Annotated in this window: 14 protein-coding genes; 9 read left to right on the forward strand and 5 right to left on the reverse strand. The window is 38.8% G+C overall.

Annotation, left to right across the window (positions count from 1 at the left end):
• The first annotated feature begins 282 nt into the window (after nt 1–282).
• The 4 genes from HCN54_RS00485 (at nt 283) to HCN54_RS00500 (ending at nt 4,727) form a co-directional block, all read left to right on the forward strand.
• Nucleotides 283–2,373 (forward strand): tetratricopeptide repeat protein, encoded by a 2,091-nt coding sequence (locus tag HCN54_RS00485; protein WP_167596143.1) that lies wholly within the window; start codon nt 283–285, stop codon nt 2,371–2,373.
• A gap of 74 nt (nt 2,374–2,447) precedes the next feature.
• Nucleotides 2,448–3,173, forward strand: a complete 726-nt coding sequence (locus tag HCN54_RS00490; RefSeq protein ID WP_072984953.1) for an NUDIX hydrolase — start codon at nt 2,448–2,450, stop codon at nt 3,171–3,173.
• A 212-nt stretch (nt 3,174–3,385) separates the two neighbouring features.
• The gene (locus tag HCN54_RS00495) at nt 3,386–4,036 is read left to right on the forward strand and encodes a response regulator (RefSeq protein WP_167596144.1); all 651 of its coding nucleotides are present in this window, start codon (nt 3,386–3,388) and stop codon (nt 4,034–4,036) included.
• Nucleotides 4,037–4,115: 79 nt separating this feature from the next.
• On the forward strand, nt 4,116–4,727 hold the full coding sequence (locus HCN54_RS00500; protein WP_167596145.1) for a DUF4230 domain-containing protein: 612 nt from the start codon (nt 4,116–4,118) through the stop codon (nt 4,725–4,727).
• Here HCN54_RS00500 and HCN54_RS00505 read toward each other — a convergent pair.
• The gene (locus HCN54_RS00505) at nt 4,719–6,470 is read right to left on the reverse strand and encodes an aromatic amino acid hydroxylase (RefSeq protein ID WP_167596146.1); all 1,752 of its coding nucleotides are present in this window, start codon (nt 6,468–6,470) and stop codon (nt 4,719–4,721) included. The genes HCN54_RS00500 and HCN54_RS00505 overlap by 9 nt on opposite strands.
• Before the next feature lie 200 nt (nt 6,471–6,670).
• On the opposite strand from HCN54_RS00505, the gene HCN54_RS00510 reads away from it, so the two are divergent.
• The gene (locus HCN54_RS00510) at nt 6,671–7,423 is read left to right on the forward strand and encodes an enoyl-CoA hydratase/isomerase family protein (RefSeq protein WP_167596147.1); all 753 of its coding nucleotides are present in this window, start codon (nt 6,671–6,673) and stop codon (nt 7,421–7,423) included.
• Nucleotides 7,424–7,562: 139 nt separating this feature from the next.
• Here the strand turns inward: HCN54_RS00510 and HCN54_RS00515 are convergent, their stop codons facing one another.
• On the reverse strand, nt 7,563–8,105 hold the full coding sequence (locus HCN54_RS00515) for a DUF4136 domain-containing protein (protein WP_072984941.1): 543 nt from the start codon (nt 8,103–8,105) through the stop codon (nt 7,563–7,565).
• 89 nt (nt 8,106–8,194) lie between these two features.
• Nucleotides 8,195–8,356, reverse strand: coding sequence for a DUF5522 domain-containing protein (locus tag HCN54_RS00520; protein WP_167596148.1), 162 nt, complete (start codon nt 8,354–8,356; stop codon nt 8,195–8,197).
• A gap of 93 nt (nt 8,357–8,449) precedes the next feature.
• Between HCN54_RS00520 and HCN54_RS00525 the strand changes: the two genes are divergently transcribed.
• On the forward strand, nt 8,450–8,776 hold the full coding sequence (locus tag HCN54_RS00525) for a hypothetical protein (RefSeq protein WP_167596149.1): 327 nt from the start codon (nt 8,450–8,452) through the stop codon (nt 8,774–8,776).
• A gap of 1 nt (nt 8,777) precedes the next feature.
• Here HCN54_RS00525 and HCN54_RS00530 read toward each other — a convergent pair whose 3' ends face one another.
• Nucleotides 8,778–10,247 (reverse strand): hypothetical protein, encoded by a 1,470-nt coding sequence (locus HCN54_RS00530; protein WP_167596150.1) that lies wholly within the window; start codon nt 10,245–10,247, stop codon nt 8,778–8,780.
• 259 nt (nt 10,248–10,506) lie between these two features.
• On the opposite strand from HCN54_RS00530, the gene HCN54_RS00535 reads away from it, so the two are divergent.
• From HCN54_RS00535 to hemL, 3 genes are read left to right on the forward strand one after another with little or no spacing between them, the layout of a single operon-like run.
• On the forward strand, nt 10,507–11,457 hold the full coding sequence (locus HCN54_RS00535) for a 1-aminocyclopropane-1-carboxylate deaminase/D-cysteine desulfhydrase (protein WP_167596151.1): 951 nt from the start codon (nt 10,507–10,509) through the stop codon (nt 11,455–11,457).
• A gap of 1 nt (nt 11,458) precedes the next feature.
• On the forward strand, nt 11,459–12,295 hold the full coding sequence (locus HCN54_RS00540; protein ID WP_167596152.1) for a glucosaminidase domain-containing protein: 837 nt from the start codon (nt 11,459–11,461) through the stop codon (nt 12,293–12,295).
• Between the two features lie 2 nt (nt 12,296–12,297).
• Nucleotides 12,298–13,584 carry a glutamate-1-semialdehyde 2,1-aminomutase gene (gene hemL, locus HCN54_RS00545; protein ID WP_167598804.1) on the forward strand — a complete coding sequence of 429 codons (1,287 nt, stop codon included), beginning with the start codon at nt 12,298–12,300 and terminating at the stop codon, nt 13,582–13,584.
• A 122-nt stretch (nt 13,585–13,706) separates the two neighbouring features.
• On the opposite strand, the gene HCN54_RS00550 is transcribed toward hemL, so the two are convergent.
• On the reverse strand, nt 13,707–14,207 hold the full coding sequence (locus HCN54_RS00550; RefSeq protein ID WP_167596153.1) for a DUF4890 domain-containing protein: 501 nt from the start codon (nt 14,205–14,207) through the stop codon (nt 13,707–13,709).
• Nucleotides 14,208–14,301: the final 94 nt, after the last annotated feature.

Consider the following 14,301-nt stretch of genomic DNA (forward strand, 5'->3'; position numbering starts at 1 on the left):
CTGGCGGTCTTTCCTCTAGTTTGCGGTATGATTATGATTCATCTAGGTTTGTGTAAATACGATAGTGTTACATCTGCATTGCGATGTCATAAACTCAGATCTAAACTTGAATTGCACCAAAATCAGATAAAAACAAGGCAACACCATTTGATAAGGTATGACTTTCAAAAGTTCAATCTTAGCGAATCACTTGTTTGGCAAATGGAACCAAAACACTAGACAAACAGTTGATAATTAAAAAAATAAAGTTATTTTAACGTTTTTTTTAGAACGTTCAAGAATATGATGTTTAGGATTCTTATTGCCGCTCTATGCCTGTTTAGCATTCATGTAAAGGCACAAGTCAATCAAAAAAAAGCCGATAGTCTTAAAGCCGTAATTGCACTTGCAAATGCTGAAGATAAAACCGAAGCATACGTGAAACTAATTGAAGTCTTCGAGTATAAGGAAAATGATTCCGCAGATTTCTATACACGTAAACTTATTCAATATGGTAAAACCACCAAACAACTAAAGCCTGAAATTAGAGGTTTGCTAATCAAAGCCAAGTTTTTCATTCAGACTTCAAATTACGACTCTGCGCATATTTATTATGACAAGGCCTGGACCCAGTTAGAGAATTTTGAAGATTATCAACTGAAGTCAATTTATTATGGAGATCAAGGAGTTTTAAACTTTTATCAAGGAGACTTTAAACTAGCCTTAGAGAATTTTAGTAATGCGCTAGAACTTGCTAAATCAAATAAAAAGAAGGACGATGTGCTTACCTTTTTGAATAATAAAGCTTTGGCAATGTCATATCTAGGGCAAGCTGAAGCTTCAATTGATGTTCACGAAGAAGCAATAGATCTGGCTAAAGAGCTTAGGGATTCTACAGCATTAGGTCGGTCTTTAAATAATCTGGGTCTTATTTATGAAGATATGGATGCGCTTGAAAAGGCTTTGGAGTTCTATGAAAAAGCGCTGGTTATAAAAGAGAAACACGGTACGCCACAAGATATTTTAAATGGAAAGTATAATGTGGCCAATATGCATAGGGAGTTGGCTGAAGATATTCAAGATACTGTAATGCTGAATAAGTCTGAAGGCGAATTTGAAAACTTGATCCTTGAGGCTGAAGAAGAAAATTATGGTAAACTTGTCTTGTTTGCAAAAACTGCTCTAGCTCAAGTCGCTACTTCAAAAGGTCAATTTGAGCGAGCAATCGAATTGTATAAGCCCGTAATCGCTGGTGCTATTACTCAAAAAGATAACCAAACCTTGCGCGTGGTTTATCTCAATGTAGGTTCTAACTATTTTGAGTTGGAGAATTACCAGCAGGCAAAATACTATCTGGAGCTAGCGGAACCCTTTATCGTACAAGCCGAAAATCCAAGCGACAGCGCTAAGTTGTTTAAAAATCTAGCCAAAACTTATTATGAATTGGGAGAGTTCAAGAAAGCCTATGAGTATGCAAATAAATATCAAGAAATCTCAAAAACCTTGATTGATGAAGATTTACAAGAAAAAATAACAGGTTTTGAGGTTAAATATGAAACCGAGAAAAAAGAAAACCAAATTCTAGAGCAGCGTGCACAACTCGCTGAAAAAGATCTCGAAGTACGTCGCAAAAATGCATTTATTTATGGCAGTCTGGCTTTAGCCTTTATACTGGGGCTTTTAGGATATTTGATCTACAGCAGGCAGAAATTAAAAAACAGTCAGTTGCAAAAAGAGCACGAACTTCAAGTCGCTTTAGCAAAGATCGAGACCCAAAATCGGCTTCAAGAACAGCGTTTACGCATCTCAAGAGATCTACACGATAATATAGGGTCGCAGCTTACATTTATCATCTCGAGTATTGATAATCTCAAATATCAACTTAAAGATGCAGATAGCGGTATTCTCCAGAAAATGAGTATGATAAGCGCTTTTACCTCAACAACGATTAACGAGTTAAGAGATACGATATGGGCGATGAATAAGGAGAAAATTTCGGTTGAAGATCTGCAAACGCGTATTTCAAATTTTATTGAGCGTGCGCAGAGCAGTAAAGATTCGGTGCAGTTTAGCTTTGACTTTAATACGAAACAAGCTCCTGATTTTATATTTACTTCAATTGAAGGAGTCAATATTTATCGTGTGATACAAGAAGCGGTCAATAATGCTTTAAAATATGCCGAGGCTCAAAACATTCAAGTAACTATGCAGGTCTGGGATGCTGATCAATTTAAAGTCGCTGTTGTTGACGATGGCAATGGTTTTGATCTTAAAAATCATCAGCAGGGCAATGGCTTAGGTAATATGAAAAAGCGCGCTCAAGACATAGGCGCAACCCTTCAAATTGAAACGCAACTTACTCAAGGCACTCGAGTGATCCTTCAGTCAAAATAAGCGAAGGCGTAGTTTTTATAGGTAGTACCAGTTTTCGTTAAAAAAACGTATTTTGTACGCTTAAAACACGTTTTATGACACCAAGCTCAGCCAGTATTGCGCACGCTTCAAATAATGACTTTTACGCTGATAATGAAAAATTATACGTCGCGACAGATTGCATTGTCTTTGGTTTTGACGGTGAAGATCTCAAGCTTTTAATTTTTAAAAGACGTGTAGAACCAGACTCTGGGATTTGGTCGTTGATTGGAAGTTTTGTGCAGCTTGATGAAAATGTAGATGATGCGGCACGACGCGTTTTAAAAGAGATCACGGGGCTTGAGCAAATATTCTTAGAGCAGTCTAAAACCTATGGTAAAGCAGATCGAGATCCCGGATACCGCTGTCTTTCTGTGGCGCATTATGCGCTGATACGTCTTGAAGATTATGACCGCGAACTTGTAGAAAGTCACGGGGCTTTCTGGTACACCTTAAAAGAATTGCCTACGCTTGCACTTGATCACGATCAGATGGTTGCAGATGCACTTGATAAACTGCGCAGAAAGGCGAGACAACAACCCATTGGGTTTGAGCTTTTGCCTGAAAAATTTACCATTCCGCAGTTGCAAAAACTTTATGAAGCGATTTATCAACGCGATCTGGATCCTCGCAATTTTAGAAAAAAAGTGCTTTCGCTTAAAGTCCTGGTAAAGCTTGACGAGAAAGATAAAAGTGGCTCTAAACGCGGGGCCTTCCTCTATCGTTTTGATGCCGACAAATATGAAGAGCTTCTAGAGAGCGGTTATAATTTTGAGATTTAAAACGAAATAACTTAAAAATGGGGCAAATGCCCTATTGCGACCCTATAGTCTTCTTCTTAGTTTAGTGATCTCAATTTCAGTACTGTATTGAATGTTAGATCCGGAGAAGGGCTAGGGGACTTTTCCGGATTTTTTTACCAAATGACTGGCACTCATATTTTTTGATCTGAAACACCAGTTATTCGATTAAAATTTAAAGCTCTCAACTTCAAATGCCGGTAAAAATAGCCATAGTAGATGATAAATTTTTTCTTGCCAAAGCCGTAGCAGAAAAGCTTTCCTTTTTTAAAGAATTCCATTTAAAATTTACTGCGGAACACGGCGCAGATCTTTTGACCAAATTAGATGATAATCCGCATATTGATTTGATCTTAATGGATATTGAAATGCCGGTGCTCAATGGTATCGAAGCCACAGCCTTAGTTAAACAGAAATATCCGCAGATTAAAATAATTATGCTTACGGTTTTTGATAATGACGAGCATATTTTTAATGCGATCAAAGCCGGGGCAGATGGGTATTTACTTAAAGACACCACGCCTGACGAACTCCAAAAAGGAATAACAGAAACACTTTCCGGCGGAGCCGCAATGAATGCGTCTATTGCTATGCGCACACTTAAACTGTTGCGCAATCCAGAAGCTATAAGCAATTTGCAAGAGCGCGAAGAAATCTCGTTATCTTCTCGGGAAATTGATGTTTTGGAGCAGTTGGGCAAAGGATTAAGCTATACTAAAATTGCAGAAAATCTATTCTTGTCGCCCAGTACGGTGCGTAAACACATAGAAAATATCTACAAAAAGCTACAAGTACATAGCAAAATCGAAGCGGTTGCCAAAGCTAGGCAAAACAATATTATATAATATGCTGTTAAGATTAGCAGCTTCCTTTTTTCTTTCCGCAATTAATAGATAAATTGACTTGATTCTATAATCAGGCCTTATGCGGAAAGTCTTAATCGTAATTCTTATACTCCTTTTAGGATACTTTACCTATCAATATTTTGATGCTCAGCAAGAGAAGCGAGAACAATTAGTTGAAGCGACAAATCTCATTGAGAAAGAAATTAAAAGCGTGGGGAAGCTGGTTGTGACCGAAGGCTCATTTGCACAGGTTTTTACCTATAAAAATTCTAAGCAGATTTTCAATTTGGTGGAAGCGAATAAAAAAGCTTTGGTGGTGATTAATGCTAAAGTGACCATTGCTTATGATCTACGCGCTTTAGAAACCGAAGTCGATCCCGAGAACAAAACCATCACGATTAATAAGATCCCCGCTCCAGAGATTAATATTAATCCGGATATTGAGTATTACGATGTATCTCAAGATTATTTAAACCAGTTTGAAGCGTCAGATTATAACAAAATCAAACAACGGGTGATGACTACGGTAAGGCAAAAGGTTGAGTCTTCAGAGTTACCTCAAAATGCTGAAAACCGACTTCTAGCAGAACTTGCCAATATTTATGTGGTGACCAATACGTTGGGTTGGACCTTGCAGTATAACACGACTCCTATCAATTCATCACAAGAACTAAAAACGCTTTTAGACTAGTTCGAGACCATCTTCAATAAGGTGTTTTACCTTAGGATGCTGCGCTTTAACTTGCTCTAAATGCTGAAGAATTTCAGTTTTGAAGGTTGTGTTGTTTTCATCTTTAGCGAGTTCATACAATTCCACCGAAAGTAGCCAGTCTTTTTGATGGCTTTTTTTCAAAATATCAAAAACGGCCTGTGGAGAAAACTTAGTGTTTTTTCCTTCTCTATAATTGCGAACGGCGAGATAGAGGTCTTCTAACTCTTGACGTTGTGCGCTCATTTTTGGTTTTGCAGTAGTAGAAGAAATTTTATGCTGAATTAAATCAAACGAATTAAAATCTGCCGGTCCAGCAAAAGCCGAAGTGATTTTCTTACCTACCGCGAGATGATAAATTCCCCATTCTGGCTTGAATAAAATGCGTTCTTCGTAGCTAACAGTACACTCTTTAAAACTGATAAGAATGATTTTTCCCTTAAGGTTCCGCGTTCCGGTAATGATCTCGCCGCTTACTTTGATGCCACCTTCAAATTCAAGCGTTACAAGGCTTCCCTCAGAAATTTTATAAGCGAGTAAATCTTTAGGGCTCATGTCTTCAATAGCGAGATTGATTCCTTTAAGTTTGCCTATTGCACTTCCGTAGCCGTCAGGATGGTTAATTGTGCCGTGACCTACCAATTCTTTTTCGTGGTAACTCAGTGCGCTTTTTCCCTTGGTTTGCAAGTAAGCAACCTTGTCTTTATAAAGAATCATTTCAGTAAACACTCCCGAAATTTGCAAACCGGTACTGAGTTCTATCGTTCCCAGATTTTTGCTGTCAATCAGTTTTTGTAAACCTTCAGGACCGCCGGTGCGCAACGCCATGGTGTTGGCAAATTCCTCAAGAACTTCACTTAGATAGGCGAAATTAGGCGTTACATAAAGTTGAGGTTGCGGTTTTGTGATGTCAAATTCCTGTTGCGCGGCATTGATAGCATATGGGAGTTTTTTTACTTTATCGGTCATACACCAAGCGCTTTCACCTATAGAAGAAAGCAAACCGGCTCCATAAATTTTAGGCTGTTCCGTTGTTCCTATAAGTCCGTATTCTACCGTCCACCAGTGCAGGTTTCTTATTAGCGCCATTTCACTAGGCGTTCCCATATTGTTTTGCAGAAAATCTACGCGTTGCTCTACCTTTTCAATTTCGCTTTGCGGCGTATCTTCTGCTTCTTTTAAGATGGAAAGTTCGCGCACCGCTTCATACAACTCATAATCTTTAGCTGAAGAAATCGCTTTACACCCAATTTCACCAAAGCGTCTTAGATATTCTGCATACTCAGGATTGGCAATAATTGGCGCGTGGCCGGCGCCCTCGTGAATGATATCTGGCGCTGGCGTATACTCAAGATGCTCTAGTTGTCTGATGTCTGAAGCTATGACCAAAACATTGTATGCCTGAAATTCCATAAACGCCGCAGGCGGAATAAAGCCATCAACAGCGACTGCCGCCCAGCCAATTTCTTTGAGAATGCGATTCATTCCATACATATTAGGAATATGATCGATAGAAATCCCGGTTTGTTTGAGTCCGTCTAAATAGGATTTATGCGCAACAGTGCTGAGGTATGCGACGTTTTTACGCATCACATAGCGCCATACTGCTTGATTGATCGCGGTATAATTGTCGTAATTCTGCGGTTTAATGTATTGCTTTAAATGCGCAGGAAGACGCTCAATAAGTGGATTAGTTTCTATATTTTTATCTAAAACCTGACTCATAACTAAAATGCTTCTGTACCCGAAAATTGGGATTATATGCGGTAAATTTCGATTTAGGTTCTGCGTTGAAATCTTCAAAATAGAACAAGATTACCTCAGCGTAATTTACTAATGAAAAATAAGAATATGTTTATAAATATTGTTCTTATATCTATAAATTTGATAAATATTTAATAGAAACTACTTTTTACTGAAAATTTATGTCAGAATCCTATGTAACGCTTGATGTTAAAAATGCGGTGGGAACCATCACATTCTACACGCCTAATCATAATGCTTTACCGACTGAAATTCTAAAGAAATTAGAACGTACTATAATCGAAGCTGGATCTCGTAGTGATTTGCGTGTACTGGTTATTCAAAGTGGGGGAGACCGTACCTTTTGTGCGGGGGCAAGCTTTAACGAACTAATCGCAATTAAAGATGAAAAGCAGGGTAAAGACTTTTTTATGGGGTTTGCACGAGTGATCTTAGCAATGCGTAAATGCCCATTGCTTACTATTGTACGGGTGCAAGGCAAGGCGGTAGGCGGTGGAGTTGGTCTGGCTGCTGCTGCTGATTATTGCATGGCGACCAAATATGCTTCGATAAAATTGAGTGAGATCAGCATAGGAATTGGTCCATTTGTGATAGGACCTGCTGTGGAACGTAAAATTGGAGTTTCTGCATTTTCCCAAGTGACCATCAATGCGCAAGAATTTTATTCCGCAGCATGGGCTCAAGAGCGCGGACTGTATGCTTCGGTTTTTGAAACTGTCGAAGCATTAGATCAAGCTATTGAAAAATTAGCTGGAGATTTAGCAACCTACAATCCGGAAGCTTTAACCGAAAGTAAAAAGATGTTTTGGTCTAGTACTGAATCTTGGGACACCCTCTTAAAAACGCGAGCAGCAACAAGTGGTAAGTTGGTTTTATCAGACTTTACACGCAAAAAGCTTCAATCGTATGCATAAAAAAAGCCCTCAATAGAGGGCTTTTTTTATTGGCGGCGCCAAAGAGTTTAATGCTCCGAGGCTTGCCTCAAAATTGAAAATTTGTTTTCAACCAATGTCTTAAGGCGTGCCCTGTGGTAGTTTACTGCTTTAGCTCTTCTTAATTAGAAGCCATTTGTTTCGGTGGATATTCTTGCATAATCTCACCAACAATTTCGTTAATGCGCTCTTGCTTGCGCTCAACATTTCGCGCTAGATATCCGGTACCTTGTCCTTGCCAAACCAGTTCTTTTTTAGTCGCATCGATTAGGTCAATGTATAGTGTGCCTTCAGTAGTTCTGGAAACAGTGTTACCAAAACCGCCGCCCCATGGTCCCCAAGGACCCCAGGCGCCCCAACCCCAACCGAAGTTGTTATACACATCTACACGTTCTTCTGCTGTAGTAAAAATACTTACTAACATAGATGGATTGTCAGATTTTACGAAGCCTTTAGCCATCATTTCGGTTTCGATCGCACGTAAAATTCTTTTTTTATCTAAATCAGAAATTTCGGCTTTATCAATACCCGGTTTAAAAAATGCAAAGGTTTTGTAATTAGTAAAGTCAGCACTCTGATCATAATCAGAAGCCACTCGAACGGAACTACATGCCGATAGTACTGCGACAACAGCAAGTAGTAAAAAGGGTTTTAATTTTTTCATAATGACATATTTAAAGTTTGAATCAGCCGAAATAGAATAGGTTCTATTTTAACTTATTAGCATCAACTATTATACCAAGAGTTCATCGATCACTCTCGATTTTTATCAAAACCATAAGGACAATGGCGGCACCCGCTTTTACAACAGTAGCCCCGTTTTAAATGGTATTGCTCGGTAAAGCACTTATATCCTTCGGGTGTCAAATAATAATCTCCTTCTTCTAAAGGAACGCGTTGTTTAAAAGAACTCACGGTATTAAAGTTATGAAAAGAAACAGTAGCCTTACGTGAAAAAACGCTTAAAACTACGCCTAGATTGTATATTAGTGCAATTATAAGTTACCTATGCCAATTTATATTACAATCCCTAAAATCTTTAAGCATTTTGCCGGCTGCGCACTCTGGCCCTTTGTGCTATTAAAAGATCCCAAATTAAAGCAAGATCCGGTTTTTATAAATCACGAGCGTATTCATTTACGGCAACAGCAAGAACTTTTACTGGTTTTCTTTTATGTCTGGTATAGCATTGAGTTTGTAATACACTTGATTCGTCTACAATCTCAATACGCAGCTTATCGCGCGATAAGTTTTGAGAAAGAGGCCTACGCAAAAGAAAACGACCTTAGCTATTTAAAGCAAAGGCCGTTTTGGAGTTTTTTAAGTTATTTGTGAGTTAGCGATGAACGATGATTTGAAATCTATCATAATTAGAAGCACCAAAAATCATTTGAAAATCAAATTGAGAGCCAAACCCTCTTCCGTAAAGTCTAAAAGTATGAGTACCTGCAGGTAATTCTACATAAGACGTTCCGTTTAAATAATAATAACCCGCAGCATAATTACTTTGACTATTAGGATCAGGGTCGTGACCATTGGTATATGTACCTGTGTCATATGCTAAATGTTCTGCAGTATTGTTGATGGTAACCCAACCTCTAAAAAGTCTCGGGGCACCATCTGTAATAGCATCCCCATTGCGCCTTGTTATAGAGACGCTATAAAAATAAATTACTTGAACCAGTGATGTTTGAGTTAGTGTAATTGTTTCTGTAAGTAATAACCGATCAACTGATGCACCAGTATTAAAACCTGAAGTGACAGTATTATTATTGCCAGTTAAAAAATCAACTCTATTCACAGGCATATAGGTTTGAACTAACGAAGGTCGTAAAATCATTGTACCATTATCATCAACATATACTGGCATAGGGTCATTTTGGACATTAGAAGCGTTGTTAGCTCTATTCAAACCATCTACGCGTATTGTTGAGGTGTTTCCTGATATATGTAACTTTTCTTGAGGAGCTGTATTGCTAATACCAACATTACCTGTAGAAGCAATATTAATGTCATCTTGATATTGATTTACGCCGTCATTTTGAATACCGATTTCTAATAATGCATTTTCATTTGTTGAACCATTTCCACTTCCATTATCAGAAAAGTTTAAATACCCGTAATCACTATTATTGTTAGATCGACTTTTAAAAACTATTGATGAGGATCCGCCGGCATCTCCGTGTTCTAAAACTATTGTTCCATCACTAGGTGAAGCAGGAGTTCCTGAATTTTCAAAAATATGGAGTTTGGCTTGGGGATCGGCTAAGCCAATACCTACATCCTGATTGTTATCTAGAGTTAAAACAGGATCATTATCAATGTCAAAACGTAGTGCATTGAATGTCGTGAAGAGAAACGGGTCGTTATTATCAGAAACTGAAGCTCCTTCTAAGTTTAGGTAACGACCAACACCATTGTCAAATCGTAGAATATTTTCATCAAGATTGACCGTTCTCGTTTCTGGAAGACTTCCATCAGTAGTATAAATATTTTCTCCGGTGCCGCCTACAGCAACCCATTGCGTACCGTCCCAGTAATAGAAGCCTTTGCCGGTCGTAGTATTGGTATTATACACCAGCAAACTTTCGCTGCTTGTAAGATCACCGGTAACAGGAGCTTGAGTGCTCAGGTCTGCAATATCGACTCGCGGAATTAAAATACCTTTCTCTGCGCTCTCTATATCAAGTAGAGAGCCTCCGGCAGGATTGGTGGTGCCAATACCCACTTGAGCATTGGATATTAGCGGAATTAAGAATAAACTCAGTAAGAAACTGAGCTTGAGCATAGGGGTAAATGTTTTCATAACTTGGTCAATCTTAAGATTCGGGGGTAACCACAGTATTAAAAAGCTATATGACCGATAAACAAGTCATTAGACTGCAAAATTAAGTATTTTATCGAATTGCTGTCAAGTTTTTAACCTGTATAATCATTCTATATTAGCGATTTTCTAGTTGAATATCAATAAATAAAGTCAAAAAAATGAATCGTATACTTGTATAAAACCTTTATTCTTAAATTTGCTTTTAAAACTGCGGTATGCTACTGAATACATACGAAAAATGAACGATTTAGGTTTTTTTACTTCTTTAGAAGATGAACCTCAGATTCAATATTTAAGGGATTCTTTGTATGAAGAATTTCAAGTCGAGGTAGCTATTAAAAGGGAAGATCAGATCGATACCTATGTTTCCGGTAATAAATTCAGGAAATTAAAATACAATGTGCTAGAAGCCGCAAAACAACAGCACGATACTTTGCTCACTTTTGGCGGAGCGTATTCTAATCATATTGCAGCAGTAGCCAAAGCCGGATCGCTCTCAGGTTTCAAAACTATCGGATTGATTCGTGGAAAGGAGCTTGCTCAAAACTTTCGGCAGACGCTTCAGCATAATCCTACCTTGAGATTTGCCAAAGATTACGGAATGCAATTCAAGTTTGTTTCACGCGAAGCGTATCGAGAAAAGCTTCAACCCAAATTTTTACAGCAATTAAAAGATGAGTTTGGCACTTGTTATTTAATTCCGGAAGGCGGAACCAATACTCTGGCCGTACAGGGTTGTACTGAAATCCTTTCAGAAGCGACTCAAGACTTTGATTATATCCTTTGCCCAGTTGGTACCGGAGGCACCATTGCCGGAATTATAGAAGGCAGTTTTCCGCATCAAAAAATTTTAGGATTTCCGGCGTTGAAAGGTGATTTTTTAAATGCTGAAATTAAAAAATATACTGCTAAAACCAATTGGGAACTTGTTAACGCATATCATTTTGGCGGTTATGCTAAAGTAAATCAAGAGCTTGTAACCTTTATCAATGACTTTAAAAAGAAGCACGATATCTTGCTAGATCCGGTTTATACGGGTAAAATGATGTTCGGTCTCAGAGATCTTATTCGCAATGAGTTTTTCTCTAAAAATACCCGTATTTTAGCCGTTCATACAGGAGGCCTGCAAGGTATTGCTGGGATGAACCAAAAACTCTTGAAAAAAGGATTTCCACTGATTAGAATGTAATATGATTGAAAAAGTTCTTACTCTTTTTATTCTAAGTCTTTTGCTGATAGGTTGTGGCGGAAGCAAGCGTGCTGCTAAGCGTAAAGTAAGTGTTCGCCCCTCTCGTAATACTGAGACACGTACCGCAGCGCGTAATAATACACCACCTGCCGAAACTACTAAGGAAACCGAAAGGGCGTATGTGTACGCTCCGTTTGACAAAGTAGAAGATTATATTGAGCATTTTGCCCCTATTGCAAAAGAAGAAATGCGACTTTATAAAATACCGGCGAGCATCACAATGGCTCAGGCTGTCTTAGAATCGGGCGCCGGAAATGGCAATTTGACTAAAAAAGCTAATAATCACTTCGGAATAAAATGTCATAACTGGACGGGCGATGTGGTGTATCATGATGATGACGAGAAGGGCGAATGCTTCAGAAAATATAGAGATCCTAAATATTCTTTTAGAGATCATTCCTTATTTCTAACAGGTAGAAGTAGGTATGCAGATTTGTTTGATCTGGAACCTGACGACTATAAAGGTTGGGCCCGCGGTCTGCGCAAAGCAGGTTATGCAACAGATAGAAAATATCCTGAAAAACTCATTGCGATCATTGAACGTTATGCGATGTACAACTATGATGCTGAGGTTTTAGGCACAAAAATTAAAGAATATAAACCCGAACCTTCAAATGCCGTGAGTATTCATACGGTAAAAAAAGGAGAAACACTTTATAGTATTTCACGTATGTATAACCTTACGGTAGATGAACTAAAAAAGAACAACGGGTTAAATAATAACACGATAAGTATTGGGCAGCAGTTAAATGTTACCCCACAGTATAACGGATTTTAATGATGATTTATAAAAGAAGTAGCGCATTATTTACAGAAGCGCAAGAGGTAATCCCCGGCGGAGTAAACTCACCGGTAAGAGCTTTTAAAGCTGTTGGCGGGGATCCTATTTTTGTAAAAGAAGCAAAAGGTGCATATCTATTTGATGAAGACGGAAATAAATTAATTGACTACATCAACTCTTGGGGGCCTATGATTTTAGGTCATGCCTACCAGCCAGTGGTTGATGCGGTTATCGAAAGAACCAAGAAAGGAACTTCTTTTGGAACACCCACAGAATTGGAAACTGAGATTGCTAAGCTAGCAGTCAAAATGGTACCCGGTATTGATAAAATACGCTTTGTAAATAGCGGTACCGAAGCTTGTATGAGTGCGGTGCGTCTGGCACGTGGCTTTACTGGCAGAGATAAAATCATAAAGTTTGCCGGTTGCTACCACGGGCATTCTGATTCGTTTTTGATTCAAGCGGGGAGTGGTGCGGTGACTTTTGGTTCTCCTAATAGCCCCGGTGTAACTCAAGGTACTGCTAAAGATACCTTGCTTGCGGAATACAATAATCTAGATCAAGTGCGAGAGATCTTTGAAGCCAATAAAGATGAAATAGCTACGATTATTTTAGAGCCGGTTGCCGGAAACATGGGATGTATTCCTCCGGCTGAAGGTTTTCTTGAAGGATTGAAGGATTTGTGTAAAGCTCACGGAGCGCTACTTATTTTTGATGAGGTGATGACCGGTTTTAGGCTAGCTGCAGGTGGCGCACAGGAATTAACAGGCGTTCAGGCTGATATTGTAACCTTCGGAAAAGTAATAGGTGGTGGTTTGCCTGTAGGAGCTTTTGCCGCACGAAATGAAATTATGAATCACTTGGCTCCTTTAGGTCCGGTGTATCAGGCAGGTACTTTAAGTGGAAACCCTTTGGCAATGGCTGCCGGTTTAGCGATGCTTCAAGCTTTAGATCAGGATCGTGAAATCTTCAAACGACTAGAACAAAAAACCGAATACCTACATAAAGGAATTGCTCAAGCATTAACCGAAAACAAAATCACGCATACGATTAATAGAGTGGGGTCGATGATTTCAGTACATTTTGCTGAGGAGGCAGTAACCGACTTTGCTTCGGCATCTGCGGGTGCTAACGAAACGTTTAAAAAGTTTTTCCACGGGTTATTAGCAGAAGGGGGTTACATTGCTCCAAGTGCTTACGAGACGTGGTTTATAACTGACGCGTTGACATATGAAGATCTTGATGCGACTATTGCGGCGGTAGCTAAAATTGCACCAACGCTTTAGGAGTAAAAATGAAATAAAATAAAAATCCCCGCAATTCGCGGGGATTTTTTGTTGGTACTGCCCAAGGCTAACATCCTTTTTGGTTTTTACCTTAAGATAGAAAACCTGTTTTTGGGATAAACCTATCTACGCCATTTAGCTTTCTGGTTGCGGTCGTGAGAACGTTCTCCACGTTTGCCATCGCGCATCGCCATACGGTCGTGACGCTTCATTTTAAGTTTACGCCATTCGTCAAATTGCTCTTCATTTAAAATATTTTGCATTTTTTCTTGATGTGCAATTTGCTTATCTAACATTTCAGAATGTCTTTCTTTGATAGATTCGCGCATTGCTGCAATTTCTTCTTCTGTAGGTTTTACACCTTTTTCACGAGTACTTTTCTTAGCGGCACGTTCTTCCCACTGGGCTTTACGTTCTTTAGCTTCCGCAAGCTGAAGATCATAAACTTGCTTTTGTTGTTTATCATCAAGTACAAGAGCTAGAGTCAAACGTTTAGTTTGTAATTCAGCCATTTCTTCAGGTGTAGCATCCATCATTTTTTTGAAACGCTCCCCACGCGGCTGTTCCTGTGCAAAAGTTGTTGTAGCAACAAATAATGCGGCAATTGCCATCAATTTTTTCATATCCATTAATTTTTATGTTATATCTCTATGACTTTGATAATTTCAAAAGGTTTATTTGAATAGGGAATTTTTAACATTCTTCAAAAATTAAAAG

It is taken from the genome of Leeuwenhoekiella sp. ZYFB001 (genome assembly GCF_011784865.1).
GTDB classification, from domain to species: Bacteria; Bacteroidota; Bacteroidia; order Flavobacteriales; family Flavobacteriaceae; genus Leeuwenhoekiella; species Leeuwenhoekiella palythoae.

What these genes read in the sequence shown, in the direction of transcription:
- HCN54_RS00505 (WP_167596146.1), bottom strand. Translation starts at nt 6,470, where the DNA reads ATGAGTCAGGTTTTAGATAAAAATATAGAAACTAATCCACTTATTGAG.
- HCN54_RS00495 (WP_167596144.1), top strand. Translation starts at nt 3,386, where the DNA reads ATGCCGGTAAAAATAGCCATAGTAGATGATAAATTTTTTCTTGCCAAA.
- HCN54_RS00515 (WP_072984941.1), bottom strand. Translation starts at nt 8,105, where the DNA reads ATGAAAAAATTAAAACCCTTTTTACTACTTGCTGTTGTCGCAGTACTA.
- HCN54_RS00535 (WP_167596151.1), top strand. Translation starts at nt 10,507, where the DNA reads ATGAACGATTTAGGTTTTTTTACTTCTTTAGAAGATGAACCTCAGATT.
- HCN54_RS00490 (WP_072984953.1), top strand. Translation starts at nt 2,448, where the DNA reads ATGACACCAAGCTCAGCCAGTATTGCGCACGCTTCAAATAATGACTTT.
- HCN54_RS00550 (WP_167596153.1), bottom strand. Translation starts at nt 14,207, where the DNA reads ATGAAAAAATTGATGGCAATTGCCGCATTATTTGTTGCTACAACAACT.
- HCN54_RS00530 (WP_167596150.1), bottom strand. Translation starts at nt 10,247, where the DNA reads ATGAAAACATTTACCCCTATGCTCAAGCTCAGTTTCTTACTGAGTTTA.
- HCN54_RS00500 (WP_167596145.1), top strand. Translation starts at nt 4,116, where the DNA reads ATGCGGAAAGTCTTAATCGTAATTCTTATACTCCTTTTAGGATACTTT.
- HCN54_RS00510 (WP_167596147.1), top strand. Translation starts at nt 6,671, where the DNA reads ATGTCAGAATCCTATGTAACGCTTGATGTTAAAAATGCGGTGGGAACC.
- hemL (WP_167598804.1), top strand. Translation starts at nt 12,298, where the DNA reads ATGATTTATAAAAGAAGTAGCGCATTATTTACAGAAGCGCAAGAGGTA.
- HCN54_RS00525 (WP_167596149.1), top strand. Translation starts at nt 8,450, where the DNA reads ATGCCAATTTATATTACAATCCCTAAAATCTTTAAGCATTTTGCCGGC.
- HCN54_RS00485 (WP_167596143.1), top strand. Translation starts at nt 283, where the DNA reads ATGATGTTTAGGATTCTTATTGCCGCTCTATGCCTGTTTAGCATTCAT.
- HCN54_RS00540 (WP_167596152.1), top strand. Translation starts at nt 11,459, where the DNA reads ATGATTGAAAAAGTTCTTACTCTTTTTATTCTAAGTCTTTTGCTGATA.